This window comes from Geodermatophilus sp. CPCC 205761, from assembly GCF_051383655.1.
GTDB lineage: Bacteria > Actinomycetota > Actinomycetes > Mycobacteriales > Geodermatophilaceae > Geodermatophilus.
In genome coordinates, this window is the sequence record NZ_JALPKQ010000023.1 from 55426 (window position 1) to 80868 (window position 25443).

Here is a 25443-nt window from a genome sequence, read left to right on the forward strand (position 1 = left end):
CACGGGTCCGCCAGACGCCGCAGGCCGGCCCCGGGGTCAGAGGGGACCGGCCTGTGGCGGTGGCCGCGGAGCGGCCGGCTCACCGTGCCGCGGTGCGGCCCGGAGTCGGGATCGATCAGACCTCGGCGGCGGCCAGGCTGTGCGCACCGCAGGAGCAGCCCGGGGTCCGCGAGGAGAGCACCAGGGAGACCGCGTGGGCCCGGTCCCGGGCACCCAGCTTGCGCAGGATGGCCTTGACGTGGGACTTGACGGTGTCCTCGCTGATGAACAGGTTGCGGCCGATCTGCCGGTTCGACTGACCCTGGATCAGCTCGTCGAGCACGTCGGACTCCCGCCGGGTGAGCGGCACCTCCGGCGCGAACGGCTTCGAGGCCGGGGTCGCGGAGGGCTCGACGCGGCGGATCTGCGGGTCGACCACGGTGCGGCCGGCGCGGGCGGCGAGGATGGCCCAGCCCAGCAGGGTCGGCGACGTGTTGATCAGGAGGTAACCGCGGACACCGGCGGCCAGCGCCTCGTTCACGATCGCGGGGTCCTCGGAGGTGCCCAGCGCCACGATCGTGACCTGCGGGAACCGGCGACGGAGGTCCCGGCAGGCGTTGAGGGTGGCGGCCCGGCCGGAGCCCAGCTCGACCACGACGGCGTCGGGGCGGGCGGTCTCGGCGAGGGTGAGCGCGCGGCGCAGCTCGCCCGGCGTACCGACCGACTGCATGCCGGCGGTCTCGTTGATCATGCTGACCAGACCGCGGCGCAGGACCGGGGCGTCGGCGAGGATGAGCACGCGGGTGACGCCGCGGGGGGCACTGGCCAGGGGTGCGGACACAGCTGACTCCGTTTCACACAATCGGGGGGGCTTACACCATCTCCATCGGACGAGTGAAACCATTGCTTAACGCTTTGCGGAGATTTCTTTTTCGAATGCCGTCCCGTTACTCAGTCACCGGTCGCGCCCCACTGGAAACACCGTGAATGTCCGGTCGCACTCATTGTCGACATGGCGACGCCATTCCGGACATCGGTGGAAACGACTCGACCCGCACTCCCCGGTCGGGGACGTGCGGGTCGAGGGGCAGCGGAGAGCCTCAGCGGGATCGTCGTCGGCGTCGCCGCCAGGCGGTCAGTGGCACCGCGCCCACCAGGCCCAGGGCGTACGGGGCCGCCACGGCTGCGGCCCCGGTGTCCTGGACGACGACGCCGGCACCCCCGGGGACAGCCGCCGCCTCCACTCCCTGGATGTCGGGTGAGTCGAGCAGGCCGAAACGGTCGAGCGGCCAGACGATCAGCGCGGCCTTGCCGATGACGTCGTCCACACCGATGGTGCCGTCGTACGTGTCACCGGCGTGCGATCGGGAGTCCGCCGACGCGGAACGGTGGTCTCCCATCACCCACAGCCGGCCCTCGGGCACCGTGACCGGGCCGAAGACGCGGCGCTCGAGCGGCGAGTCCTCGAAGATGTACGGCTCGTCGAGCGGCACGCCGTCCACCAGGACCCGGCCCTGGGCGTCGCAGCACTCCACGGTCTGCCCCTCGGTGGCGATCACCCGCTTGACGAAGTCGTCCTCGCTGGGCGGCGCGACGCCGACCGCGCGGCCGAGCCACAGCAGCCCGCCGGCGAACCAGTTGGTGGGCTCGGTGACGCTCACCTCGGGCGACCAGGTGTCCGGGCCCTCGAAGACCACGATGTCGCCCGGTTGGGGCTCGCCGAACCAGTACGGCACCTTGTTCACCAGGACCCGGTCCCCCGTGCACCCGGGGCAGCCGTGCAGCGTCCGCTCCATCGAGCCGGACGGGATGAAGAACGCCTGCACCAGGAAGGTCTTCACCAGCAGCGCGAGCACGAACGCCACGAGCAGCAGGACGGGCAACTCCCGGAGCAGCGACCCCTTCTTCTGCTCCTTCTGCCGGTCCAGCCGTCGCCGGCGCCGGGACGGCGCGGAGACGGGGCCGGTGTCGTCGCTGCCGGCCTCAGGACGGGGCTCCTCACCGTCTGGAACGACATCGGCGGGCCCCCCGGGCCGGTCGCTGCTCATCGGAGCCAGCGTACGGCCGTGGGGGACCCGCCGTGGTCAGGCCGGGAGGACCGGCCCGGAGCGTGTCAGCGAGAGACGGTCTCGCGCTTCTCCTTGATCTTGGCGGCCTTGCCGCGCAGCTCGCGGAGGTAGTACAGCTTCGCGCGGCGCACGTCACCGCGGGTGACGACCTCGATCTTCTCGACGACCGGGGTGTGCACCGGGAAGGTGCGCTCCACGCCCACGCCGAAGCTGACCTTGCGCACGGTGAAGGTCTCGCGGATCCCCCCGCCCTGGCGGCGGATGACCACACCCTGGAAGACCTGGATGCGGGAGCGGTTGCCCTCGATGACGCGCACGTGCACCTTGACGGTGTCGCCCGGGCGGAACTCGGGGATGTCGGCGCGCAGCGAGTCGGCGTCGAGTACGTCCAGGGTGTTCATCGCGGCAGTCCTGTCCTAGCGGTTGCGTCGTTCACGGTGCGGACAGCGAGCGGCCCCGGCTGTCCGATCCGGGGAGCTGCACTCCGGGAGGAGTTCGGAGTCGAACGGGCCGACGGTCCGCAGCAGCTCTCTACTGTGCCACATCTTCAGCCGACGAAGCGCGGCGGCCCCGTCCACGGGCCGTCGAGCAGCTCCGGCAGGAGCGAGGCCAGTTCGCGGGGCGCGAACTCGACCGGGTCCGAGGCGATCTCCGCGGCGCTCCACCAGCGGTGCGGCTCCTCCCCGAGGACCTCCAGCTCCGTGCGGCCACGGGGGTCGACCTCGTGCACGACGTCGCGCAGCACGAAGAAGGTCTCCCGGGAGTCGATCTCGATGCCGGCGAACGGTCCGACGTGTCGCCGGAACCACACCGGGCCCTCGAGCGCGGCGGGCGCCACGTCCAGCCCGATCTCCTCGGCCAGCTCCCGGACGGCGGCCTCGCGCACGCTCTCCCCCGGCTCCACGCCGCCACCGGGCGTGTACCAGAACAGCACGTCGCCGGGTGGCACGGCGGGGTCGGTCAGGCGGGCGCCGAGCAGGAGGACCCGCCCGGAGGGGTCCAGCACCACGACCCGCGCCGTCGGCCGCACCCAGGGCCGGTCGGTCACGGGCCGCCCAGCGCCGCCCGGTCGGCGGGCGAGAGCGCGTCCTCCGGCAGGGCGGCGAGCAGGTCGGGACGTCGGACCGCGGTCCGCCGCAGCGACTCCGCGCGCCGCCACCGGGCGATCGCCGCGTGGTCGCCGGACAGCAGCACCGGCGGCACGTCGTGGCCCCGCCACGACGCCGGACGGGTGTAGGAGGGGCCCTCCAGCAGGCCGTCGGCGTGCGAGTCGAACTCGACGGACTCGCTGTTCCCCACGACGCCGGGCAGCAGCCGGGTCACCGCCTCGACCATGACGAGCACCGCGGACTCCCCACCGGCGAGCACGTAGTCGCCGATCGAGACCTCCGACACCGGCCCGGCGTCGGCCGCCCAGTCGGAGACCCGCTGGTCGATGCCCTCGTACCGGCCGCAGGCGAAGACCAGGCCCGGCTCCCGCGCCCACTGCGCGGCCACCGCCTGGGTGAACGGCCGGCCGGCCGGGGTCGGCACCACCAGGCGAGTGCCGGGCGGGCGGACGGCGTCCAGCGCGCGGCCCCAGGGCTCGGGGCGCATGACCATCCCGGGGCCACCGCCGTACGGCGCGTCGTCGACGGTCCGGTGGACGTCGTCGGTCCACTGCCGCAGGTCGTGCACGCCGATGCTGACCAGGCCGCGCTCGGCGGCCTTGCCCAGCAGCGACTGGCCCAGCGGCGCCAGGTACTCGGGGAAGATCGTGACGACGTCGATGCGGAAGCCGGAGCTCACAGGTCCAGCAGCCCCTCGGGCGGGTCGAGCACGACGAAGCCGCCGGCGACGTCCACGGTCGGCACCATCGCGGTCACGAACGGGACCAGCAGCTCCCCACCTCCAGAGCGGCGGACGACGAGCAGCTCGGAGCCCTCGTGGCGGACGGCGGACACCTCGCCGACGACGGTGCCGTCGGTCAGGCGGGCGGTCAGGCCGACCAGCTGGTGGTCGTAGAAGACGTCGGGGTCCTCGAGCTCGGGGAGGTCGGCGAGCGGGACGTGCAGCTCGGTGTTGCGGACCGTCTCGGCCGCCTCACGGCTGTCGATGCCCTCGAGCTGCAGCAGGAGCACCTCGCGGTGCCAGCGGCGGCCGGCGACGGTCAGCGGGCCCCGGTCGGCGGGTTCGGTCAGCAGCACCGCGCCGGGGACGAACCGGAGGTCGGGGTCGTCGGTGCGGACCTCGACGGTCACCTCACCACGGACACCGTGGGGCCGGCCGATGCGGCCGACCACCACGGTGTCGGTGGGCTCGTCGGCGTGTGCGCTCAACGAGGGGAAGGACTCAGCGCCCGTCGGTGTCGACGACGTCGACCCGCAGGCCGCGCCCCCCGACCCCGGTCATGACGGTGCGCAGCGCCTTGGCGGTCCGGCCGCCGCGGCCGATGACCTTGCCGAGGTCGTCGGGGTGCACCCGGACCTCGAGGGTCTTGCCACGACGGCTGTTGAGCAGGTCGACCGTGACGTCCTCGGGGTGGTCGACGATGCCCTTGACCAGGTGCTCGAGCGCCTCTTCGAGCACGTCTTACTCGGCGGGCGTCTCGGCGGCGGGCGCCGCGTCGTCGGCCTTGGGAGCCGCCTTCTTCTTCGGCGTGGTCGCACCGGCGGCCGGCTCCTCACCACCGGAGTTGCGGACGGCCTCCTCGTAGAGGGCCTTCTTGTCCGGCTTCGGGGCGGCGACCTTCATGGGCGGCGGGGCCGGCTCGCCCTTGAACTTCTGCCAGTCACCGCTCACCCGGAAGATGGCGGCGACGGCCTCGGTCGGCTGCGCGCCGACACCCAGCCAGTACTGCGCGCGCTCGCTGTTCACCTCGATGAAGGACGGGTCCTCCTTCGGGTGGTACTTGCCGATCGTCTCGATCGACCGGCCGTCCCGCTTGGTGCGGGCGTCGGCGACGACGATGCGGTAGTACGGCGCGCGCATCTTGCCGAGGCGCATGAGCTTGATCTTGGTGGCCACGGTGTGTGGTGTTCTCCTCGAACGCAGGTCGTGTGCCCGCCCGGGGCGACGCGTGGGGGTACGTCAGGGGCGGTGCGGCTGGACACGGCCGGCAACGGTGAGAGGGCCGACCACCGCCGTGTTCGACCGTCCATTGTGCCAGATCCCCGAGGAGGGTCCGTGCCGAGCTCCGGACTGGTGCACCACATCGAGCTCTGGGTGCCCGATCTGGCCCGCGCCGAGCGGTCCTGGGGGTGGTTGCTCACCGCCCTGGGCGCCCGGCCGTACCAGTCGTGGCCGCACGGGCGCTCCTGGCGGGCCGGCGACGTCTACGTCGTCGTCGAGCAGTCCCCGGCCCTCGTCGGCGACCGGCACGAGCGCCGCTCCCCCGGCCTCAACCACCTGGCGTTCCACGCCGGGACGGCGGCCGCGCTCGACGCCCTCGTGGCCGAGGCACCGGCGCACGGCTGGCGGCTGCTGTTCCCCGACCGGCACCCGTACGCCGGCGGCCCGGAGCACCGGGCCGCCTACCTCGAGGACGAGGACGGCTTCGAGGTCGAGCTGGTCGCCTCGACCTAGCGGCCGACGGCGGCCACCACGCGGGCGGCCGCCTCGGCGACCGGCACCTCCACGCGCTCGCCCGAGGCACGGTCGCGCAGCTCGACGACGCCGTCGGCCAGCCCGCGGCCGACGGTGACGAGGGTCGGCATCCCGAGCAGCTCGGCGTCCTTGAACTTCACACCGGGCGAGACCTTCGGCCGGTCGTCGTAGAGCACGGTGAGCCCGGCGCCGACCAGGTCGGCCGCCAGCGCCTCGGCCGCCTGGAACACCGCGGCGTCCTTGCCGGTGGCGAGCACGTGCACGTCGGCCGGTGCGATCTCGCGCGGCCAGACCAGGCCGAGCTCGTCGTGGGTGGACTCGGCGATCGCGGCGACGGCGCGGGAGACGCCGACGCCGTAGGACCCCATCGTCACCGTGACCAGCTTGCCGTTCTCGTCGAGCACCTTGAGCTCGAGCGCCTCGGCGTACTTGCGGCCCAGCTGGAAGATGTGACCGATCTCCACCCCGCGCGCGAGCTCCAGAGGGCCGGAGCCGTCCGGCGCCGGGTCGCCGGGCAGCACCTCGGCGGCCTCGATGACGCCGTCCCAGGTGAAGTCCCGGCCGGCGACGAGGTCGAAGACGTGCTTGCCCGCCTCGTTGGCGCCGGTGACCCACCGGGTGCCGGGCACCACCCGCGGGTCGACGAGGAAGCGGATCCCCGAGGGGCCGTCGGCCCCGAGCACCTGCGGGCCGATGTAGCCCTTGACCAGCAGGGGGTGGGAGTCGAAGTCGGTGAACGGCTCGACCTCGGCGGGGGCGACCTGCGCCTCCAGGCGCTTGGCGTCCACCTCGCGGTCACCGGGGACGCCGATCACCAGCGGCTCGCGGGTGCCGTCGGGGTGCACGAGCGTGACGACGACGTTCTTCAGCGTCGACGCGGCGGTGTAGCCGGCGTCCGGGAACAGCTGCCGGGCCACCGCGACGAGGGTCTCGATCGTCGGGGTGTCCGGGGTGTCCTCGACGTGCGCCTCCGGCAGCCCCTCGAGCGGGACGGCGTCGGGGACGACGGTGCTCACGGCCTCGACGTTGGCGGCGTAGCCGCCGGGCGAGCGCACGAAGGTGTCCTCGCCGATGTCCGTCGGGTGCAGGAACTCCTCGCTCTTCGAGCCGCCCATCGCCCCGGACATCGCCGAGACGATCACGTACTCCAGGCCCAGCCGGTCGAAGATCTTGATGTAGGCGTCGCGGTGCGCGGCGTAGGACTTGTCCAGCCCGGCGTCGTCGACGTCGAAGGAGTAGCTGTCCTTCATCGTGAACTCGCGGCCGCGCAGCAGCCCGGCCCGCGGCCGCGCCTCGTCCCTGTACTTCGTCTGGATCTGGTACAGCGACAGCGGGAGGTCCTTGTACGACGAGTACAGGTCCTTCACCAGGAGCGTGAACATCTCCTCGTGGGTGGGCCCGAGCAGGTGGTCGGCGCCGCGGCGGTCCTTGAGCCGGAACAGGCTGTCGCCGTACTCGGTCCACCGGCCGGTCGCCTCGTAGGGCTCACGCGGCAGCAGCGCCGGGAAGTGCACCTCCTGCGCGCCGATCGCGTCCATCTCCTCGCGGATGACCCGCTCGACGTTGCGGAAGACCCGGTAGCCCAGGGGCAGCCAGGTGAAGCCGCCCGGCGCCGCCCGCCGGATGTAGCCGGCCCGCACCAGGAGACGGTGACTCGGGACCTCGGCGTCGGCCGGGTCGTCGCGCAGGGTGCGCAGGAACAGGGAGGACATCCGCAACAACACGGTGCCATTGTCGGCCTACCGGCAACTGCGAGACACCGCCGGGCCCGGGGCACGGGGCTCGCCGGGTCGTGCGGTCCGCCGACGGGGGGGCTCAGCCGTCGTCGCCGCCGCGGCCTCGGCCGCGGCCGGAGTCGTCGTCCGAGTCGTCGCTGCGGCCGGCCGAGTCGTCACCGGGGCCGTCGTCGGAACCGTGGCCGCCGCCGACCCGGCCGTCGGAGTCGTCGCCCCCGGACGAGCCGGTCGACGGCGCGGTGCCGGCCGGCGCGGTGCTCACCGGGGTGCCGGAGGAGTCGTCGCCGCCACGCCCGCGGCCGCTGCTGTCGTCCCGGGGCCCCTCGACGAAGAACTGGGGACGCCCGTCGACGCAGGAGATCGTCACCTCGAGCTTCTGGCTGCCGTTCTCGAACTCCACCTCGCCCGGGTCCTGCGAGTCGTCCAGCCACCACCCGGCGGCGGGGGCGCTGACCAGCGACAGCCCGCCGGCGTCGCAGGAGGCGTAGACGGTGCCGGCCACCGTGACCTGCTCGTCCGACGTCGGCGCCGGGGCCGGAGCCGGAGCCGGGGCCGAGGAGTCGGTCGGCGTCGACGGGGTGGTCGGGGTCGTCGACGTCGCGGACCCGGACTGCTGACTGTCGGTGGCCGAGGCCAACTGGGTGTCCAGCGGCGTCCCGGCGTCGACGAAGGAGACGGCGAGCAGCCCCAGCCCGACGGCCGCCGCCGCGGACGCGGTCCACAGGGCTCCGAATGCGACGGTGCGGTTCATGGGGCCGACCTTGTCGCCGCCCTGGTTAAGGCCACGCCAAGAGGGTGACAAGGGAAGGTGCGGATCTCATCCCCCCGAGTGGGGGACGCATCGGATCGGCGCCGGACGGCGTTAGCTTCCAGCCGTGGCACAGCTCCTGGTCGTGGAGGACGACGAGCGCATCCGCACCGCCCTGATCCGGGCGCTGCGCGAGCGCGGGCACGCGGTGAGCTCGGCCGGAACCGCCCTCGCCGGGCTGCAGCAGGCCGTCGAGGACCGCCCGGACCTCGTCGTCCTCGATCTCGGCCTGCCCGACCTGGACGGCAGCGAGATGCTGCGCATGCTCCGCGCCGTCTCGGCGGTGCCGGTCATCGTCGCCACCGCCCGGGACGACGACGGCAGCGTGGTGCAGGCCCTCGACGCCGGCGCTGACGACTACGTGGTCAAGCCGTTCTCGGCCGGGCAGCTGGAGGCCCGCATCCGCGCCGTCCTGCGCCGCGCCTCGGGGGTGGACGGCGGCCCGGCCCCCGTCACCGTGGGCGACCTCACCGTGGACCCGCGCAGCCGCCGGGTCACCCACGCCGGCCAGGTCGTGGAGCTCTCCCCCAAGGAGTTCGACCTGCTCGCCTACCTCGCCGCCCGCGCGGGCACGGTGGTGTCCAAGCGGGAGTTGCTCAGCGAGGTCTGGCAGCTGCCCTACGGCGGGTCCGACAAGACCGTCGACGTCCACCTGTCGTGGCTGCGGCGCAAGCTCGGCGAGTCCGCCGCGGAGCAGCGGCTGCTGCAGACCGTCCGCGGGGTGGGCGTGCGGCTGGCCGAGCCCGAGCCGTGAGGCAGCGCATCACGCTGCTGGTGGCGGCCACCACGTCGGTGGTCCTGCTCGCCTTCCTGCTGCCGGCCGCGCTGCTCGTCGAGCGGGTCGCCGAGGCCCGCGCCCTGGACACCGCCCAGGCGCAGCTGCAGCTGCTGGCCCCCACCGTGGGCTTCGACGACCGCGACGAGGTCGCGGCCGCCCTGGTGGGCTCCTCCCGCGACGGCCGCAGCGTGGCGGTGCGCTGGACCGACGCGCAGTGGCTCGGCACGGAGGGCCGGCTCGGCGACGACGCCACCCCCGCCAGCGCCTCGGTCGTCACCGCCGACGACGGCACCCAGCTGCTCCAGCCGGTCCGCCGCCCGGACGGCGGCACGGCGGTCATCGAGGTGTTCGTCCCGGAGGCACAGCTGCGCGCCGGCGTCACCCGCACCTGGCTGGTCCTGGCCGGCCTGGGCCTCGTGCTGCTGGTGCTGGCCCTCGTGATGGCCGACCGGCTGGCCCGCTCCCTCACCCGGCCGATCACCGACCTCGCCGGCACCGCGCACCGGCTCGGCAGCGGTGACCTCGACGCGCGGGTGACGCCGGACGGGCCTGACGAGGTCCGCGAGGTGGGCACCGCGCTCAACCGGCTGGCCGGCCGGATCGGCGAGCTGCTGACCGCCGAACGGGAGGCCGCGGCCGACCTCGCGCACCGGCTCCGGACGCCGCTCACCGCCCTACGGCTGGACGTCGAGTCGCTGCCCCCGGGGGACCGCGAGCGGCTGATGGACGACGTCGACGCGCTCAGCCGCGGCGTCGACGAGGTGATCAACGAGGCGCGGCGCACGGTGCGGGAGGGCCTGGGCGCCGGCTGCGACGCGGTGGACGTCGTGGGCGAGCGGATCCGCTTCTGGTCGGTGCTGGCCGAGGAGGAGCAGCGCGCGGTCGGCGTGGCGCTCGCCGAGGGGCCGCTGCCGGTACGGGTGGCCGCCGCCGACCTGGGCGCCGCCGTCGACGCGCTGCTCGGCAACGTCTTCGCGCACACCCCCGAGGGCACCGGGCTCCGGGTCGCCGTCCGGCCGCGGGAGGGCGGGGGCGCCGAGGTGTCCGTCGCCGACGCGGGTCCGGGCCTGCCGTCGTCCGCGCTGGACCGGGGGCACAGCGAGGGTGGCTCCACCGGCCTCGGCCTGGACATCGCACGGCGCACCGCCGAGGGCTCCGGCGGCGCGCTGCGGGCCGCGTCCTCCCCCGGCGGCACCGAGGTCACCCTGGTGCTGGGTCCCCCTGCCTGACCGGGACGTCGGCCCCGAAGACCCGCCCCCGGAGCAGGGTCAGTCGGGGACGGGCGAGCACGTCGAGGTCGGCCCGCGGGTCGCCGTCGTAGACCACGAGGTCGGCGGGTGCGCCCTCCTCGAGGCACGGCAGGCCGAGCCAGTCGCGGGCCGCCCACGACGCCGCGGCCACCGCCGCCTCGGCCGGCAGCCCGGCCGCGGCCAGCGCGCGCACCTCGTCGGCGATCCGGCCGTGGTCGATGCCGCCGCCGGCGTCGGTGCCGGCGAACACCGGCACGCCGGCCTCGTAGGCCGCCCGCACGACCGCCCCCGACCGCGCGTACAGCCGCCGCATCGTGCTCGCGTACGCCGGGAACCGCGACTCCCCCGCGGCGGCGAACCCGGGGAAGTTCTCGACGTTGATCAACGTCGGGACGACGGCGGTGCCCCGCGCGGCCATCTCGCCGATGAGCTCCTCGGTCAGCCCGGTGCCGTGCTCGATGCAGTCGATCCCGGCCCGGATGAGCGCCGGCAGCGCGTCGGTGCCGAAGGTGTGCGCGGTGACCCGCGCGCCCTCCTCGTGGGCGGCGGCGATCGCGGTCGCGACGGCCTCGGCGGGCCACTCCGGGGCGAGGTCGCCGACCCCGCGGTCGATCCAGTCGCCGACCAGCTTCACCCAGCCGTCCCCGCGCCGGGCCTGGACCCGGGTCTCGGCGGCGAGGGCCTCGGGCTCCAGCTCGACGGCCAGACCCGGGATGTAGCGGCGGGGTGCGGCCAGGTGCCGCCCCGCCCGGATGATGCGCGGCAGGTCCGGCTCGCCGTCCAGCGCACGGGTGTCCACCGGGGACCCGCAGTCGCGCAGGGCGAGCACGCCCGCCGCCCGCTCGGCCAGCGCCTGCTCGCGCCACCCGGCGAGGTCGGTCACCTGCTCACCGCCGCGGCCGATGCCCACGTGGCAGTGCGCGTCGACCAGGCCGGGCAGCAGCCAGCCGCCGCGGTCGACGGTCTCGGCGCCGGGAACGGGGTCGAAGGTGATCCGCCCGTCGCGCACCCACAGGTCGCGGTGCTCCTCCTCGGGCAGCACCACCCCGGCGAGGTGCAGCGCCGGCGCGCTCATCGACCGGGCCGCTCGTCCCCGGGCTTGTCGAAGTTCAGCTTGGTGAGGTCGGGCAGCCCCTGGCCGTTGGCCAGGCCCGGCGGCAGCGACGGCATCCCGCCGGGGAGCCCCCCGGGGAGCCCGCCGCCGGGGAAACCGGCGCCCGGCGGGAGCCCGGGGGCGCCCATCGGCCGGCGCGCGGGCCCGCCCTTCTTGCCGCCCTTGCCCTTCTTGCCCTTCTTGGACTGGGCCTGCATCTGGCGGCCGCGGGCCTTCTTCGACATCGGGCCCATCCCGGGCAGGCCCATGCTGCCGGCCATCTGACCCATCATCTTCTGGGCCTGGGCGAAGCGCTCCAGCAGCTGGTTCACCTCGGTGACGGTGACGCCCGAGCCGTTGGCGATGCGCACCCGCCGCGACGAGTTGATGATCTTGGAGTTGACCCGTTCCTCCGGCGTCATCGAGCGGATGATCGCCGCGGTGCGGTCCAGGTCGCGGTCGTCGACCTGCTTGAGCTGCTCCTTCATCGCCCCGGCGCCGGGCAGCATGCCCAGCAGGTTGGCGATCGGGCCCATCTTGCGGATGGCCATCATCTGCTCGAGGAAGTCCTCGAGGGTGAACCCCTCGCGGGAGGCCAGCTTCCCGGCCATCTTCTCGGCCTGCTCGGCGTCGAAGTGCTGCTCGGCCTGCTCGATGAGGGTGAGCACGTCCCCCATCCCGAGGATGCGCGAGGCCATCCGCTCGGGGTGGAAGACGTCGAAGTCGGTCAGCTTCTCGCCGGTGGAGGCGAACATGATCGGCTGGCCGGTGACGTGGCGGACCGACAGCGCGGCGCCACCGCGGGCGTCGCCGTCGAGCTTGGTGAGGACGACGCCGCTGAAGCCCACGCCGTCGCGGAAGGCCTCGGCCGTCGTCACGGCGTCCTGGCCGATCATCGCGTCGACGACGAACAGCGTCTCGTCCGGCCGGACGGCGTCCCGGATGCCGGCGGCCTGGGCCATCAGCTCGGCGTCGATGCCCAGCCGGCCGGCGGTGTCGACGACGACGACGTCGTGCATCGTGCGCCGGGCGTGCTCGATGGAGTCCGCCGCCACCCGGATGGGGTCGCCGATGCCGTTGCCCGGCTCGGGGGCGAAGACGTCGACGCCGGCCTGGCCGGCCACGATGGACAGCTGGTTGACCGCGTTGGGCCGCTGCAGGTCGGCCGCGACCAGCAGCGGGGTGTGCCCCTGGGACTTCAGCCAGCGGCCGAGCTTGCCGGCCAGCGTGGTCTTACCGGAGCCCTGCAGGCCGGCCAGCATGATGACCGTGGGCGACTGCTTGGCGTAGCGCAGCCGCCGGGTCTCCCCGCCGAGGATCTCGATGAGCTCCTCGTTGACGATCTTGATGACCTGCTGGGCCGGGTTCAGCGCCTGGGAGACGTCGGCGCCGCGGGCGCGCTCCTTGACCGCGGTGATGAACGCCCGCACCACCGGCAGCGCGACATCGGCCTCCAGCAGCGCGATGCGGATCTCGCGCGCGGTGGCGTCGATGTCGGCGTCGGTGAGCCGACCCTTGCCGCGCAGGCCGCTGAAGACCTTGTCGAGGCGATCGGAGAGGGTCTCGAACACAGCACGTCCTCGCAGAGCTCGTGGGCGCGGCCCGCCGGTCGGACCGACCGGCTGCTCGGCGTGCGACAGCCGGGGACCCCGGTGCCGCCGCGCCACCTCCGGACCAGCCTAACGAGCGCAGCGCCCGAGCCGGTGGCACGCTCTGCAGGACCCCGCCGCGAGCCTCAGGCCGCCAGGCGGGTGAGCACCTCGACTGCCGTTCCGCCGCCGGCGGTGACGACGGCGGCGCCGCAGCCGGCACACGCCCACTCGGGGCACTCCCCGCCGTCCTCGGTGTGGCCGTCGACGCACGCGGGCTGCACGAACTCCCGGTCGTCGCCGCAGGCCGAGCAGCGCCAGACGCGCCCCTGGGCCGTCGCGATCTCGAAGGACCGGTCGGACATGTGCAGTTCCCCTCCCCGTGCCGGTGGACCGTTCCGTTCCACTGCCCTCGACGGTGACACGGGGTACCGACAGAACCGCGCACGTCAGCCCGGCGTGTCCCCCGGCACGGGGTCGGGGACCGCGCCGCGGACGGCGGCGGCCAGGGCGGCCTCCACCCGCGAGCGCTGCTCGACGTCGATCGGCGTGCCGGAGGGGTTGCAGACGTAGAAGTGGTCGGCGGCGTCGGCGCCCAGCGTCTCGATCCGTGCGGAGGTCACGTCCAGCCCCTCGGCGGCCAGCGCGGCGGTGAGCCGGTAGAGCAACCCGGCGCGGTCGCCGGCGCGGACCTCGACGATGCCGGTCGCGTCGCCGGTCACCTCGTTGTTGTGCCAGGAGATGCGCGGCGGCGCGGCGCGGACGCCGTCCTGCCGGTAGTCCACCTCCCGCTGGCGCAGCCGCTCGGCCAGCGGCAGCGTCCCCTCCAGGGCCGCGCGGACGGCGTCGGCCAGGATCGAGGGCACCGGGGCGCGGCCGAAGCGCGGCCGGACGGCGAAGACCGCGGTCGCCCGCCCCTCGACGACGTTCACCTTCGCGGCGCGGACGTCGAGCTGGTTGAGCGCGAGGACCCCGGCCAGGCAGCTGAACAGCCCGTGCCCGTCCGGGGCGACGATCGTCACCTGCTGGCCGTCGGCGACCTCCTCCACCCCCACGGAGACGCCGGCGACACCCCCCGGCACGTCGGTGCTCACCTGCGGCGCCCCAGGGTTCAGCACCGGCTCGGGGTCGTGGCTGACGACGCCGCCGAGCCGGGCCTGCACCCGCGCGACGAGGGCGGCGACCAGGTGCGCCTTCCACGGTGACCAGGCCGAGCTGCTCGTCGCCGCGCCGTCGGCCTGCGCGAGGGCGTGCAGCAGCTGCAGCAGGGCGGGGTCCGAGCCGATCGTCGCCGCGACCCGCTCGATGGTCGCCGGGTCGTCGATGTCGCGACGGGTGGCGGTGTCGGGCAGCAGCAGGTGGTGGCGCACCATCGCGGCGAGGGTGGCGACGTCGGCGGCCGAGAAGCCCATCCGGGCGCTGATCGCGGCGGCGATCGGCTCCCCCACCGCGCTGTGGTCGCCGGGCCAGCCCTTGCCGATGTCGTGCAGCAGCGCCCCCACCAGCAGCAGGTCGGGCCGGTCGACGTCCCGGGTCAGCTCCGCGGCGGCGGCGGCGGCCTCGACCAGGTGCCGGTCGACGGTGAACCGGTGCCAGGGGTGCCGCTGCGGCAGCGAGCGGACCCGGTCCCACTCCGGCAGCAGGCGGGCCAGCAGCCCCTCCTGGTCCAGCTGCTCCAGGACCGGGACGGCCGACCGGCCGCTGGCCAGCAGCCGCAGGAAGGACCAGCGCACCTCCGCCGGCCACGGCTCGGGCACCGGCGGCGAGTGCACCGCGAGCACCTTGAGCGTGTAGGGCGACAGGAGCAGGTCGGCCCGCGCGGCCGCGGCGGCCCCGCGCAGCGCGAGGCCGGGGTCGGCGGCGGGGCGGGCGTCGCGGGCGAGGACGACCTCGTCGCCCTGGCGCACCACGCCCTCGGCCAGCGGCTCGCGGCGCACCCGGCGGTACCGGCCGCGGGGACGGCGGACGAGGGTCGCCTCCACCCGCCGCCACGTCTCGTCGGCGACGAACGCCAGCCGCCGTCCGGCCAGGCTCACCTCGCGGAGCAGGGCGTCCTCGTCGGGCAGGCCGAGCGCGACGGCGACCGGCCGCTGCTCCTGCCGGACCAGCACGTCGCCGGCCCGGGCGGAGCGGCGGCGCAGCTCGTCGCGGACGTCGAGCAGGAACGCGTATGCCTCCTCGGACTCCGCGGACGGCTCGTCGGCCAGCTGCGCGGCGGCCACCGCGCGGAGCACCTGGCCCTCGCGCAGCCCGCCGTAGGCCTCCTTGAGGTCCGGCTCGAGGAGGAAGGCCAGCTCGCCCACCTGCCGGGCGCGGCCGCGGCGCAGGTCCCGCAGCTGGGGCAGCAGCCGGGACGCCGACTGCCGCCAGCTGGCCAGGGTCGCGGCGCGCAGCGTGGCGGCGAGGTCGGCGTCCCCGGCCACCAGCCGGGCGTCCAGCAGCCCCAGGCCGGCCTTCACGTCCGTGGAGGCGACGCCGACGGCCTCGGACACGGTGCGCACCGAGTGGTCCAGCCGCACGCCGGCGTCCCAGATCGGGTACCAGACGGCGTCGGCGAGCGCGGCGATCTCCGGCCGACCGTCGTGGACCAGGACGAGGTCGAGGTCGCCGTGCGGCGGGAGCTCCTGCCGGCCCAAGCTGCCCACGGCCACCAGGGCGATGCCCTCGGCGCCGGTGCGCGGCGGCGGTCCCCCGCGCTTCGTGCGGGGCGGGGGCGTGCCCGCGACCGCGTCGTCCAGCAGCCCGGCGAGCCAGGACTCGATCTCCGCGACCCGCCGTTCCCGCGGCAGTGCGGGCAGCGACCCGGTGTCCAGCACGTGTCCCCCTCCGGTTGCTCCTCAACGAGAAACGGCGTCGGCCGGGGTGGCGGACCCTCCCACCACCCCGGCCGACGAGAAAGGACCTCCCTGCCCCCACCGCTCGCAAGCTCGCGGCGGGACCCTGCAGGGGGGCCGCCGGGGCCCTACAGGGCGTCGGCGCCGCGCTCGCCGGTGCGGACCCGGACGATCTCGTCGATCGTCGTCACCCACACCTTGCCGTCGCCGATCTGCCCGGTGGAGGCGGCCTCGACGATCGCGTCCACCACGCGGGCGGCCTCGATCTCGCTCACGACGACCTCGATGCGCACCTTCGGGACGAAGTCCACCTGGTACTCCGCGCCGCGGTAGACCTCGGTGTGGCCGCGCTGCCGACCGAAGCCCTGGACCTCGCTGACGGTGAGCCCGGCGATGCCGATGAGCTCGAGGGCGTTCTTGACGTCGTCCAGCTTGAACGGCTTGACGATGGCGGTGACGAGCTTCATGCCCGGATCCCTTCCGTGTTGCGGGCCTCGGCTCGCGCCTGGGTGCCCAGAGTCGGAGCGCCGCCGCCGCCCCCGAGGGAGGCGAAGTCGTACGCGGTCTCAGCGTGCACGACGCCGTCGATGCCCCGGACCTCCTCGTCCTCGGTGATCCGGAAGCGCATCGTCTTGGAGATGACGAACCCGATCACCAGCGTGAGGACGAAGGAGTAGACCAGGACCGCGAGGGCGCCGATCGCCTGCCGCCAGAGCTGGTCGACGCCGCCACCGTAGAACAGGCCGTCGACACCGGCCGTGGTGGCCGCGGAGGCGAACAGACCGATGGCGAGGGTGCCCCAGAGGCCACCGACGAGGTGGACGCCGACGACGTCGAGCGAGTCGTCGTAGCCGAGCTTGTACTTGAGGCCGACCGCCAGGGCGCACAGCACACCGGCGCCGAGGCCCACGGCGATGGCCCCCAGCGGGGTCACCGAGGAACAGGCCGGGGTGATGGCCACCAGGCCGGCGACGACGCCGGAGGCGGCGCCCAGCGAGGTGGCGTGGCCGTCGCGGATCTTCTCGGTGAGGAGCCAGCCGAGGGTGGCCGCACCGGTGGCGACCAGCGTGGTCACGAAGACCTCCGCGGCCTGGCCGTTGGCCGACAGCGCGGAGCCCGCGTTGAAGCCGAACCAGCCGAACCACAGGATGCCGGCGCCGATCATGACCAGCGGCAGGTTGTGCGGGCGCATCGGGTCGCGGCCGAAGCCCCGCCGCTTGCCGAGCACGAGGGCCAGCGCCAGGCCGGCGGCACCGGCGTTGATGTGCACCGCGGTCCCGCCGGCGAAGTCGATGGCCAGCAGGTTGTTGGCGATCCAGCCACCGGTCTCGGACTCCGCGCCGTTGAAGGCGAAGACCCAGTGGGCGACCGGGAAGTAGACGACGGTCGCCCAGATCCCGGCGAACACCATCCACGGGCCGAAGCGGGCACGGTCGGCGATCGCGCCGGAGATCAGCGCGACGGTGATGATCGCGAAGACCGCCTGGAAGCCGACGAAGGCCAGCGACGGGATGGTGAAGACGAGGTTGTCCGGGGCGAACGCCGCGTCGAGACCGCCGGTCCCGATCAGCGAGGACAGGCCGAAGAACTCGAACGGGTCGCCGAGCAGGCCGGAGCCCACGTCGTCCCCGAAGGCCATCGAGTAGCCGTAGAGCACCCAGAGCACGGCGATCAGGGCGATCGCGCCGAAGCTCATCATCATCATGTTCAGGACGCTCTTCGCGCGGACCATGCCGCCGTAGAAGAGCGCCAGGCCGGGAGTCATGAACAGCACCAGGGCGGCGCTGGCCAGGACCCACGCGGTGTCGCCGGTGTCCACGGCAACCTCCTTGACGGATCGGTGTGGCTGGGCCACGGGGTGGGACCGGGGCGCCATGGGCGCCCGGGGCGGGGGGCTGGACCGGCACCCCTCCACAGGGAGGGGCGACGTGGCGTTCACCGTGCCGTCGTCCTGTTTCCGCCGATGACGCGACGCTGTTTCCGGACGGTGAACTCCGACCCGCGTGTCCGCCCCTCGTGTTCCAACCGTGTTGCGCGGGCCTCCCGGATGACGCGCGTCACACGCGGGCGGGCTTGTTGCGACCCGTGTGCACTTGCCAATCGTCTGCAATAAGGTCGCTGCTGGTCCGCCCATCCCCGGGCGGTCGCGAGGAGGCAGCGTGCACGTACCCGACGGGTTCCTCGACGCGCCGACGTCGGTGGCGACCGGCGCGGTGGCCGCCGGCGTGGTGGCCGTCGCCCTGAGGGGCGCGCGCCGGGAGCTGGACGAGCGCACCGCTCCCCTGGCCGGCCTGACCGCGGCGTTCGTCTTCGCCGTGCAGATGATGAACTTCCCGGTCGGTGCGGGCACCAGCGGCCACCTCATCGGCGGCGCGCTCACCGCCGTCCTCGTGGGGCCGTGGACGGCGGTGCTCTGCATGACCGTCGTCCTGCTGGTGCAGGCAGTCCTGTTCGCCGACGGCGGGATCACCGCGCTCGGGACCAACGTCACGCTGATGGCCCTGGTCGCCGTCGGCGTGGGCTACGGCGTCTTCCGGCTGCTCTCGGCGGTGCTGCCGCGCACCCGCACCGGCGTGCTGACGGCGGCCGGCGTGGGCGCCTTCCTCTCCGTGCCCGCCTCGGCGCTGGCCTTCGTCGGGCTGTTCGCCGTCGGAGGTGTCGCCGACGTCCCGCTGGGCGCGGTGGCCGCCACGATGGGCGGCATCCACCTGCTCATCGGGCTGGGCGAGGCGGCGATCAGCGTCGCCGTGCTGGGCGCGGTCCTCGCCGTCCGGCCCGACCTGGTGCACGGGGCGGCCGCACTGCGCCGTCCCGCCGACCTGGCCCGCCGCTCCGCGCCGGCGCAGGCGGGTGCCCGGTGAGCGCCCCCCGCCGCCGCGGCCTCTGGATCGCCGGCCTGGTCGTGGCCCTGCTCATCGCCGGGGTCGGCAGCTGGTACGCCAGCGGCTCCCCCGACGGCCTGGAGTGGGCCGCGGAGCAGACCGGCTTCGCGCACACCGCCGAGGACAGCGCGGCCGCCGGCTCCCCGCTGGCCGACTACGGCGTGGATGGCGTCGACTCGGAGCGGCTCTCGGGCGGGCTGGCCGGCGTCGTCGGCGTCGCGGTGACGCTGCTCCTCGCCGGCGGCCTCACGCTGCTCGTGCGCCGCCGCGGCCGCGACTCCGCCCCGACCGGCAGCTGACCGTGGGCGCCGGGCACGGCGGTCTCCTCGGCGCCGCCTACGTCGCCGGGGCCGGCCCGGTGCACCGGATGGAGCCGCACCTCAAGCTGGTCGCCGTCCTCGGGTTCGCCCTCGTCGTCGTCGCGACCCCCGTGCACGCCGGCTGGGCGTGGGCCGCCTACGCGGGGTACCTGGCGCTCGTCCTCGCGGTGGCGACCGTGGCGGGTGTGGGCCCGGCCCGGCTGGCCCGCGGGCTGGCGGTCGAGACCCCGTTCGTCGTGTTCGCCCTGCTGCTGCCGTTCGTGGCGCAGGGCCCGCGGGTGGACGTCGCCGGGCTGTCCCTGTCCGAGAGCGGCCTGGCCGCCGCCGGGGGGCTGCTGGCCAAGGCGACGCTGTCGGTGCTGGCCGCCACCGTGCTGGCCGCCACCACCGAGCCCCGGGCGCTGCTGCGCGGTCTGGAGCGGCTGGGGCTGCCCACGGTGCTCGTCCAGATCCTGATGTTCATGATCCGCTACGCCGACGTCGTCGGCGGCGAGCTGCGCCGGATGCGGGTCGCCCGGGAGTCGCGGGGGTTCCGGGGCCGCCACCTCGGCGCGCTGCGGGTGCTCGGCCCGGCGGCCGGCTCGCTGTTCATCCGCTCCTACGAGCGCGGCGAGCGGGTGCACCTGGCGATGCTGTCCCGTGGCTACGCGGGCCGGATGCCCACCGGACCGACCGCGGCCGTACCCGCCCGGGCGTGGCTGACCGCGCTCGCGCTGCCGCTGGCCGCCGGCGCCGTCCTGGCGTCCGGTCTGCTGCTCGGGTGAGCACACCCCCCTCGCTGCTCGTCGAGGACCTGGCCTTCGCCTACCCCGACGGGCACCAGGCGCTGTTCGGCGTCGACCTGCGCATCGAGCGCGGCGAGCGGGTGGCGCTGCTCGGGCCCAACGGCGCGGGCAAGACGACCCTCGTGCTGCACCTCAACGGCATCCTGCGCGGCGGGCGCGGCGCGGTCGCCGTGGCCGGCCTGCCGGTGGACCGGTCGCACCTGCAGGAGGTCCGGCGGCGGGTCGGGGTGGTCTTCCAGGACCCCGACGACCAGCTGTTCTTGCCCACGGTCGGCGAGGACGTCGCCTTCGGCCCGCGCAACCTGGGGCTGCCCGAGGCCGAGGTCGGGGCGCGGGTCGCCGCGGCGCTGGAGCAGGTCGGCATGACCGACGCCGCCGACCGGCCGCCGCACCACCTCTCCTTCGGCCAGCGCCGCCGGGTCGCCGTCGCCACGGTGCTGTCGATGCACCCGGAGATCCTGGTGCTCGACGAGCCGTCGTCGAACCTCGACCCGGCCGGCCGCCGGGAGCTCGCCGAGGTCCTGCAGGCGCTGCCGGTGACCATGCTGATGGTCACCCACGACCTGCCCTACGCCGTGCAGCTGTGCCCGCGTGCGGTGGTGCTCGACGGCGGGGTCGTCGTCGCCGACGGGCCGACCCGCGCGCTGCTCGCCGACACCGAGCTGCTCGCCCGGCACCGGCTGGAGCTGCCCTACGGGTTCGACCCGGCCGCGATCCGCTAGCCGACGACGTCCCCGGTCCGCTCCTCGCTCGCTGCGATGCTCCCGCGGCTGTCAGCCGACGAGCGCCTCGGCGAACGCCTCCGGCTCGAAGGGCGCGAGGTCGTCGGCCCCCTCCCCCAGCCCGACGAGCTTCACCGGGATGCCCAGCTCGCGCTGCACGGAGACGACGATGCCGCCCTTGGCGGTGCCGTCGAGCTTGGTGAGGACGACGCCGGTGACGTCGACGGCGTCGGTGAAGACGCGGGCCTGGACGACGCCGTTCTGGCCGGTCGTCGCGTCGAGGACCAACAGCACCTCGGTGACCGGGGACTGCTTCTCCACGACCCGCTTGATCTTGCCGAGCTCGTCCATGAGGCCGCCCTTGGTGTGCAGCCGGCCGGCGGTGTCGACGACCACGGTGTCGACCTCGGCCTCCACTCCCGTACGCACCGCCTCGAAGGCGACCGACGCCGGGTCGGCCCCCTCGCGGCCGCGCACGGTGAGGACGCCGACCCGCTCCCCCCACGTCTCCAGCTGGTCGGCGGCCGCCGCGCGGAAGGTGTCGGCCGCGCCGAGGACGACGCTCCGGCCGTCACCGACCAGCACCCGGGCGATCTTGCCGACCGTCGTCGTCTTGCCCGCGCCGTTGACGCCGACCACGAGGACGACGCCGGGCCGGCCCTCGCGGCGCTCGACACCGAGGCCGCGGTCCAGGTCCGGGCCGAGGACGGCGGTGAGCTCGCGGACCAGCAGCCGGCGCAGGTCCTCGCCGGACGCGGTGGCCAGCACCATCGACTGGGTGCGCAGCCGGTCGACGATCTGGGTGGTCGCGGCGACGCCGACGTCGGCGGCGAGGAGGGTCTCCTCGATCTCCTCCCAGTCGTCCTCGGTCAGCTTCTCCCGCGCCAGCACCGTCAGCAGGCCGCGGCCCAGCGACGACTGCGAGCGGGCCAGCCGCGAGCGCAGCCGCACCAGCCGGCCCGCCGACGGCGGCGGCGTCTCGAAGAGCAGGCCGGGCTCCGGCTCGGCGGGGGGCAGCTCGGTCGGCGGCGCGGCGGGCTCGACCGTCTCCGGTGGCAGCCCGAGCCCGGTGGCGGTGGACCCGGAGGGCCGCGGCTCCTCCGTCGGAGTCGGCGCCGGCGGGCGCGGCCGGGTCAGCGTCGTGCCGGAGACCGCGTCGTCGTCCAGGCGGGTGGTGCGGCGGCCGCGACCGACCAGCAGGCTGATCCCGAGGACCAGGGCGACGACGAGGATCGCGACCGCGATCAGCACGAACTCCATGGCCGTCAGTCTCCCAGGAGCCGCACAGCGGGGGCTGGGCGGAACACAGGTGCGTGGGCCACGCTGGTCGGCATGCCCCTGCCCCGCCGCGAGTCCCCGGTCCTCCTGCTCGGTCCGCTGCTCCGGCACGTCGACCCCGTGTCGGCCACCATCTGGGTGGAGGTCGACCGGCCCTGCGAGGTCGAGGTGCTCGGCCGCCGCGCGCGCACGTTCGCCGTCGGCGCGCACCACTACGCCCTGGTGCTGGTCGAGGGGCTGGAGCCGGGCAGCACCACGCCCTACGAGGTCCGCCTCGACGGCGAGCGCGCGTGGCCGGACGCCGCCTCGCCCTTCCCGCCCAGCCGGATCCGGACGCCGGGCCGGCCCGGGCCCTTCCGGATCGCCTTCGGCTCCTGCCGCTACGCCACGCCCAGCACGGTCGACCTCAGCGAGGGCATCCCACCCGACGCGCTGGACACCTATGCCGCCCGGCTGACCGGCCAGCCCGAGGACCAGTGGCCGGACGCGCTGGTGCTGCTCGGCGACCAGGTCTACGCCGACGAGCTGACCTGGCAGACCAAGCAGTGGCTCACGCTGCGCCGCGCGCAGCCGGCCGACCCGAAGACGCAGGTCGCCGACTTCGACGAGTACACCCGGCTCTACGCCGAGTCCTGGAGCGATCCCCAGGTGCGCTGGCTGCTGTCGACCATCCCGTCGTCGATGATCTTCGACGACCACGAGATGATCGACGACTGGAACACCTCGGCCGCCTGGCGCCGGGAGGTCACCGGCCAGCAGTGGTGGGCCGAGCGGATCGTCGGCGGCCTGGTCAGCTACTGGGTCTACCAGCACCTGGGCAACCTCAGCCCGCAGGAGCTGGCGGAGAGCGAGGTGTGGGCAGCGGTCCGGGAGTCGACCGGCGACGCGATGCCGGTGCTGCGGGCGATGGCGCAGGCGGCCGACGCGGATCCCCGCTCGACCCGGTGGAGCTACGTGCGGCACTGGGGCGAGGTCCGGATGGTGATGATCGACAGCCGGGCCGGCCGGGTGCTCGAGGAGCACGGCCGCCGGATGGTGGACGACGCCGAGTTCGCCTGGGTCGAGGCCGCGGTGCGCCGAGCGGTCGAGGAGGGCGTCGAGCACGTCGTGCTGGGCACGTCGCTGCCGTGGCTGCTGCCGCACGCGATCCACCAGATCGAGCGGTGGAGCGAGACGCTCAACGGCCGGCACCTGGGCGGACCGGTCGGCCGGCTGTCGGAGAAGCTGCGGCAGGCCGCGGACCTCGAGCACTGGGCGGCGTTCGGCGACTCCTTCGAGCGGCTGGGCCGGCTGCTCGTCGCCGTGGGCCGCGGCGAGCACGGCCGGCCGCCGGCGACCGCACTCGTCCTCTCCGGCGACGTCCACCACGCCTACGCGGCGGAGCTGGTGCACCCCGGCGGCCTGGCCACCCGCGTGCACCAGCTGACCGTCTCCCCGCTGCACAACCAGGCACCGCACCCGATCAAGGTCGGTTTCCGGATCGGCTGGAGCGGCTGGGCGCGACGGCTCATGACCGGCATGGCCCGGCTGGCCCGGGTCCGGCCCTCCGCGCTGTCGTGGGAGAAGGCCGCCGGCCCGTACTTCGGCAACCAGCTCGGCGAGCTGGAGCTCGACGGACGCGAGGCCCGGTTCCGGCTGTTCGTGAGCGAGCGGCGTCCTGAACCCGAGAAGTCCCTGGAGGAAGTCCTGGACCTGCCGCTGTCGGCGCCGGCCCCGGCGGAGGTGACAGGCTGAGGCGGTGACGCGACCCGCCCCCGGTCCAGGCCAGCCGCCGATCCCCGTCCGGCTGATCACGTTCAACACCCACCACGGGGTGGGCCGCGACGGACGGCACGACCTGCCCCGGCTGGCGAAGGTGCTCGCCGCCGCCGACGCCGACGTCATCTGCCTGCAGGAGGTCGACCGGTACTTCGGCGGCCGCAGCGAGGACGTCGACCAGGCGCTGCTGCTGTCGCGGGCCCTGGACATGCAGCTGGCGTGGGGACCGGCGATCGACGAGGCCAGCGCCGCCGCCGCCAAGCCGCGTCAGTACGGCAACGCGCTGCTCTCCCGGCTGCCGATCCTCGTCAGCGACGTCCACCCGCTGCCCGGGTCCGGTGAGCCGCGCAGCGCGCTGCGGACGATGGTCGAGCTGGACGGGGGTGCGCTCTGGGTGATGACGACCCACCTGAGCACCCACTCCGTCGACGAGCGGTCGGCCCAGGTGGAGATGATCGCCGGGCTGCACACCGACCCGATGGCGACCGGCGTCCTCGTCGGCGACTTCAACGCCGACCCCGACGGCCCCGAGCTCGCGGTGCTGCGGGAGCGGTTCACCGACGCGTGGGAGCTCGCCCCCGAGCGGGACGATCAGGCGGGCTGGCGGTTCTGGCACCACCAGCACGGCGAGACCCACCCCGCGGGCCGGCCGCACCGGCGGATCGACCAGGTGTGGGTCTCCCCCGGCATCGGCGTGGCCCGCGCGCACGTGCTGGACGGCGCCGGCGCCTCCGACCACCTGCCGCTCGTCGTCGACCTCGAGGTCACCTCCGGCGTCTGACGAGGCATAGGAAGCTCTTCCCACGTCCTCGGCTCGACGACGTGGGAAGAGCTTCCTATGCCTCGGGTCTCAGGCGGGTTCGGCCTCGCGGAGGCGCTGGCTGATGACGCCGGTGATCCCGTCGCCGCGCATGCTGACGCCGTACAGCGCGTCGGCGATCTCCATCGTGCGCTTCTGGTGCGTGATCACGATGAGCTGCGACGTCGACCGCAGCTGCTCGACGAGGGTGAGCAGCCGGCCGAGGTTGACGTCGTCGAGCGCCGCCTCGACCTCGTCGAGCACGTAGAACGGCGAGGGCCGGGCGCGGAAGATCGCCACGAGCAGCGCGACGGCGGTCAGCGAGCGCTCGCCGCCCGACAGCAGCGACAGCCGCTTGACCTTCTTGCCGGGCGGGCGGGCCTCCACCTCGACGCCGGTGGTGAGCAGGTCCTCCGGGTCGGTGAGGGTGAGCCGGCCCGAGCCGCCGGGGAACAGCGTCGCGAAGACCTGCTCGAACTCCCGCTGCACGTCGGCGAAGGCGGAGGCGAAGACGTCGTGGATCCGCTCGTCGACCTCGCGGACGACGGTCAGCAGGTCGCGGCGGGTGGCCTTGAGGTCCTCCAGCTGGGTGGCGAGGAACCCGTGCCGCTCCTCCAGGGCGGCGAACTCCTCGAGCGCCAGCGGGTTGACCTTGCCGAGGGTGGCGAGGTCGCGTTCGGCCTGGGCGGCCCGGCGCTCCTGCGCGGCGCGGTCGTAGGGCACCGGCTCGGGCTCGGGCTCCCCCGCGTCCTGGGCGGCCGCCACCTGGGCGGGGGTGGGCGGCACCGGCGCGCCGGGCCCGTACTCGGCGAGCAGGGTCGGCAGGTCGACGCCGTACTCCTCGGCCGCGCGGCCCTCCAGGCTCTCGATCCGGTAGCGCTGCTCGGCGCGGGCCACCTCGTCGCGGTGCACCTCGTCGGTCAGGCGCTCCAGCTCGGCGGTCGCCGCACGCACGGCCGCCCGCACCTCGAGCAGCTCGGCCTCCCGGCCGGTGCGCACCCGCGCCAGCTCGTCGCGCTCGGCGGCCGCCCGGGACAGCGAGCCGGCGAGCGCCGCGAGGGCCGCCTCGGCCTCCGCCCGCACGCGGGCCGCGACCTGCGCGCCCTGCTCACGGGCCAGCCGAGCGGCGGCGGCCCGTTCCCGCGCCGCGCGCTCCTGCCGCGCCTGGAAGTCGGAGG

The 25443-nt window shown here is 74.7% G+C and carries 26 protein-coding genes and 1 pseudogene; 9 read left to right on the forward strand and 18 right to left on the reverse strand.

Translation table 11 applies throughout. The features are described 5' to 3' along the window. Positions 1–115 precede the first annotated feature (115 nt). The 8 genes from MY526_RS15320 to rpsP all read right to left on the reverse strand — a co-directional run bounded on the left by MY526_RS15320 (position 116) and on the right by rpsP (position 5054). Complete coding sequence (locus MY526_RS15320; RefSeq protein WP_436704360.1) at positions 116–820, reverse strand: LuxR C-terminal-related transcriptional regulator; 705 nt, start codon at positions 818–820, stop codon at positions 116–118. A gap of 259 nt (positions 821–1079) precedes the next feature. After that, positions 1080–2027, reverse strand: a complete 948-nt coding sequence (gene lepB, locus MY526_RS15325) for a signal peptidase I (protein ID WP_436691791.1) — start codon at positions 2025–2027, stop codon at positions 1080–1082. A gap of 65 nt (positions 2028–2092) precedes the next feature. Next, on the reverse strand, positions 2093–2449 hold the full coding sequence (gene rplS / locus MY526_RS15330; protein WP_436691790.1) for a 50S ribosomal protein L19: 357 nt from the start codon (positions 2447–2449) through the stop codon (positions 2093–2095). A 146-nt stretch (positions 2450–2595) separates the two neighbouring features. After that, positions 2596–3096: an NUDIX hydrolase gene (locus tag MY526_RS15335; protein ID WP_436704362.1), complete on the reverse strand. Its 501-nt coding sequence runs from the start codon at positions 3094–3096 to the stop codon at positions 2596–2598. After that, positions 3093–3836, reverse strand: coding sequence for a tRNA (guanosine(37)-N1)-methyltransferase TrmD (trmD, locus tag MY526_RS15340; RefSeq protein ID WP_436704364.1), 744 nt, complete (start codon positions 3834–3836; stop codon positions 3093–3095). The genes MY526_RS15335 and trmD overlap by 4 nt, the downstream gene beginning before the upstream one ends. Then, positions 3833–4366 (reverse strand): ribosome maturation factor RimM, encoded by a 534-nt coding sequence (gene rimM / locus MY526_RS15345; protein ID WP_436691787.1) that lies wholly within the window; start codon positions 4364–4366, stop codon positions 3833–3835. Before rimM ends, trmD begins: the two co-directional genes overlap by 4 nt. A gap of 13 nt (positions 4367–4379) precedes the next feature. Continuing rightward, on the reverse strand, positions 4380–4616 hold the full coding sequence (locus MY526_RS15350; protein ID WP_091329504.1) for an RNA-binding protein: 237 nt from the start codon (positions 4614–4616) through the stop codon (positions 4380–4382). A gap of 3 nt (positions 4617–4619) precedes the next feature. Next, the gene (rpsP, locus tag MY526_RS15355; protein ID WP_436704366.1) at positions 4620–5054 is read right to left on the reverse strand and encodes a 30S ribosomal protein S16; all 435 of its coding nucleotides are present in this window, start codon (positions 5052–5054) and stop codon (positions 4620–4622) included. A gap of 159 nt (positions 5055–5213) precedes the next feature. On the opposite strand from rpsP, the gene MY526_RS15360 reads away from it, so the two are divergent. Next, a complete protein-coding gene (locus MY526_RS15360) occupies positions 5214–5612 on the forward strand; it encodes a VOC family protein (protein WP_436704368.1) in 399 nt (132 codons plus the stop codon). On the opposite strand, the gene MY526_RS15365 is transcribed toward MY526_RS15360, so the two are convergent. Next, positions 5609–7357: a proline--tRNA ligase gene (locus tag MY526_RS15365; protein ID WP_436704370.1), complete on the reverse strand. Its 1749-nt coding sequence runs from the start codon at positions 7355–7357 to the stop codon at positions 5609–5611. The two genes, MY526_RS15360 and MY526_RS15365, sit on opposite strands and share 4 nt — an antisense overlap. Positions 7358–7448: 91 nt before the next feature. Next, positions 7449–8120, reverse strand: coding sequence for a hypothetical protein (locus tag MY526_RS15370; RefSeq protein WP_436704372.1), 672 nt, complete (start codon positions 8118–8120; stop codon positions 7449–7451). Positions 8121–8244: 124 nt separating this feature from the next. Here MY526_RS15370 and MY526_RS15375 point away from each other — a divergent pair, with 124 nt between their 5' ends. Both MY526_RS15375 and MY526_RS15380 read left to right on the forward strand, forming a co-directional pair. Continuing rightward, positions 8245–8931 carry a response regulator transcription factor gene (locus MY526_RS15375; RefSeq protein WP_436691782.1) on the forward strand — a complete coding sequence of 229 codons (687 nt, stop codon included), beginning with the start codon at positions 8245–8247 and terminating at the stop codon, positions 8929–8931. Beyond that, on the forward strand, positions 8928–10184 hold the full coding sequence (locus tag MY526_RS15380) for a sensor histidine kinase (RefSeq protein WP_436691781.1): 1257 nt from the start codon (positions 8928–8930) through the stop codon (positions 10182–10184). Before MY526_RS15375 ends, MY526_RS15380 begins: the two co-directional genes overlap by 4 nt. Here the strand turns inward: MY526_RS15380 and MY526_RS15385 are convergent. The 6 genes from MY526_RS15385 to MY526_RS15410 all read right to left on the reverse strand — a co-directional run bounded on the left by MY526_RS15385 (position 10156) and on the right by MY526_RS15410 (position 17540). Next, complete coding sequence (locus MY526_RS15385; RefSeq protein WP_436691780.1) at positions 10156–11280, reverse strand: amidohydrolase family protein; 1125 nt, start codon at positions 11278–11280, stop codon at positions 10156–10158. The genes MY526_RS15380 and MY526_RS15385 overlap by 29 nt on opposite strands. Then, on the reverse strand, positions 11277–12869 hold the full coding sequence (gene ffh / locus MY526_RS15390) for a signal recognition particle protein (RefSeq protein WP_436691779.1): 1593 nt from the start codon (positions 12867–12869) through the stop codon (positions 11277–11279). The genes MY526_RS15385 and ffh overlap by 4 nt, the downstream gene beginning before the upstream one ends. 164 nt (positions 12870–13033) lie before the next feature. Further along, entirely contained in the window at positions 13034–13252 is a 219-nt protein-coding gene (locus MY526_RS15395; RefSeq protein ID WP_436704374.1) for a hypothetical protein, read from the reverse strand. Positions 13253–13336: 84 nt separating this feature from the next. Further along, on the reverse strand, positions 13337–15703 hold the full coding sequence (locus tag MY526_RS15400; RefSeq protein WP_436691777.1) for a [protein-PII] uridylyltransferase: 2367 nt from the start codon (positions 15701–15703) through the stop codon (positions 13337–13339). Between the two features lie 146 nt (positions 15704–15849). Continuing rightward, positions 15850–16188 carry a P-II family nitrogen regulator gene (locus MY526_RS15405; protein WP_436691776.1) on the reverse strand — a complete coding sequence of 113 codons (339 nt, stop codon included), beginning with the start codon at positions 16186–16188 and terminating at the stop codon, positions 15850–15852. Then, positions 16185–17540, reverse strand: a complete 1356-nt coding sequence (locus MY526_RS15410; RefSeq protein WP_436691775.1) for an ammonium transporter — start codon at positions 17538–17540, stop codon at positions 16185–16187. The genes MY526_RS15405 and MY526_RS15410 overlap by 4 nt, the downstream gene beginning before the upstream one ends. A gap of 340 nt (positions 17541–17880) precedes the next feature. On the opposite strand from MY526_RS15410, the gene MY526_RS15415 reads away from it, so the two are divergent. The 4 genes from MY526_RS15415 to MY526_RS15430 are packed head-to-tail and all read left to right on the forward strand — an operon-like array spanning position 17881 to position 20430. Further along, positions 17881–18582: an energy-coupling factor ABC transporter permease gene (locus tag MY526_RS15415; protein WP_436691774.1), complete on the forward strand. Its 702-nt coding sequence runs from the start codon at positions 17881–17883 to the stop codon at positions 18580–18582. Next, complete coding sequence (locus tag MY526_RS15420) at positions 18579–18902, forward strand: PDGLE domain-containing protein (protein WP_436691773.1); 324 nt, start codon at positions 18579–18581, stop codon at positions 18900–18902. Before MY526_RS15415 ends, MY526_RS15420 begins: the two co-directional genes overlap by 4 nt. Positions 18903–18904: 2 nt before the next feature. Beyond that, entirely contained in the window at positions 18905–19687 is a 783-nt protein-coding gene (gene cbiQ, locus MY526_RS15425) for a cobalt ECF transporter T component CbiQ (RefSeq protein ID WP_436691772.1), read from the forward strand. Continuing rightward, complete coding sequence (locus MY526_RS15430) at positions 19684–20430, forward strand: energy-coupling factor ABC transporter ATP-binding protein (protein ID WP_436704375.1); 747 nt, start codon at positions 19684–19686, stop codon at positions 20428–20430. The genes cbiQ and MY526_RS15430 overlap by 4 nt, the downstream gene beginning before the upstream one ends. A gap of 51 nt (positions 20431–20481) precedes the next feature. On the opposite strand, the gene ftsY is transcribed toward MY526_RS15430, so the two are convergent. Next, complete coding sequence (ftsY, locus tag MY526_RS15435) at positions 20482–21690, reverse strand: signal recognition particle-docking protein FtsY (protein ID WP_436691770.1); 1209 nt, start codon at positions 21688–21690, stop codon at positions 20482–20484. A gap of 72 nt (positions 21691–21762) precedes the next feature. On the opposite strand from ftsY, the gene MY526_RS15440 reads away from it, so the two are divergent. Both MY526_RS15440 and MY526_RS15445 read left to right on the forward strand, forming a co-directional pair. Further along, positions 21763–23442: an alkaline phosphatase D family protein gene (locus MY526_RS15440; RefSeq protein WP_436691769.1), complete on the forward strand. Its 1680-nt coding sequence runs from the start codon at positions 21763–21765 to the stop codon at positions 23440–23442. Positions 23443–23446: 4 nt separating this feature from the next. After that, entirely contained in the window at positions 23447–24247 is an 801-nt protein-coding gene (locus MY526_RS15445) for an endonuclease/exonuclease/phosphatase family protein (RefSeq protein WP_436691768.1), read from the forward strand. Between the two features lie 69 nt (positions 24248–24316). On the opposite strand, the pseudogene MY526_RS15450 reads toward MY526_RS15445, so the two are convergent. Beyond that, positions 24317–25443 (reverse strand): annotated as a pseudogene (locus MY526_RS15450) (chromosome segregation protein SMC); the annotation flags it as partial.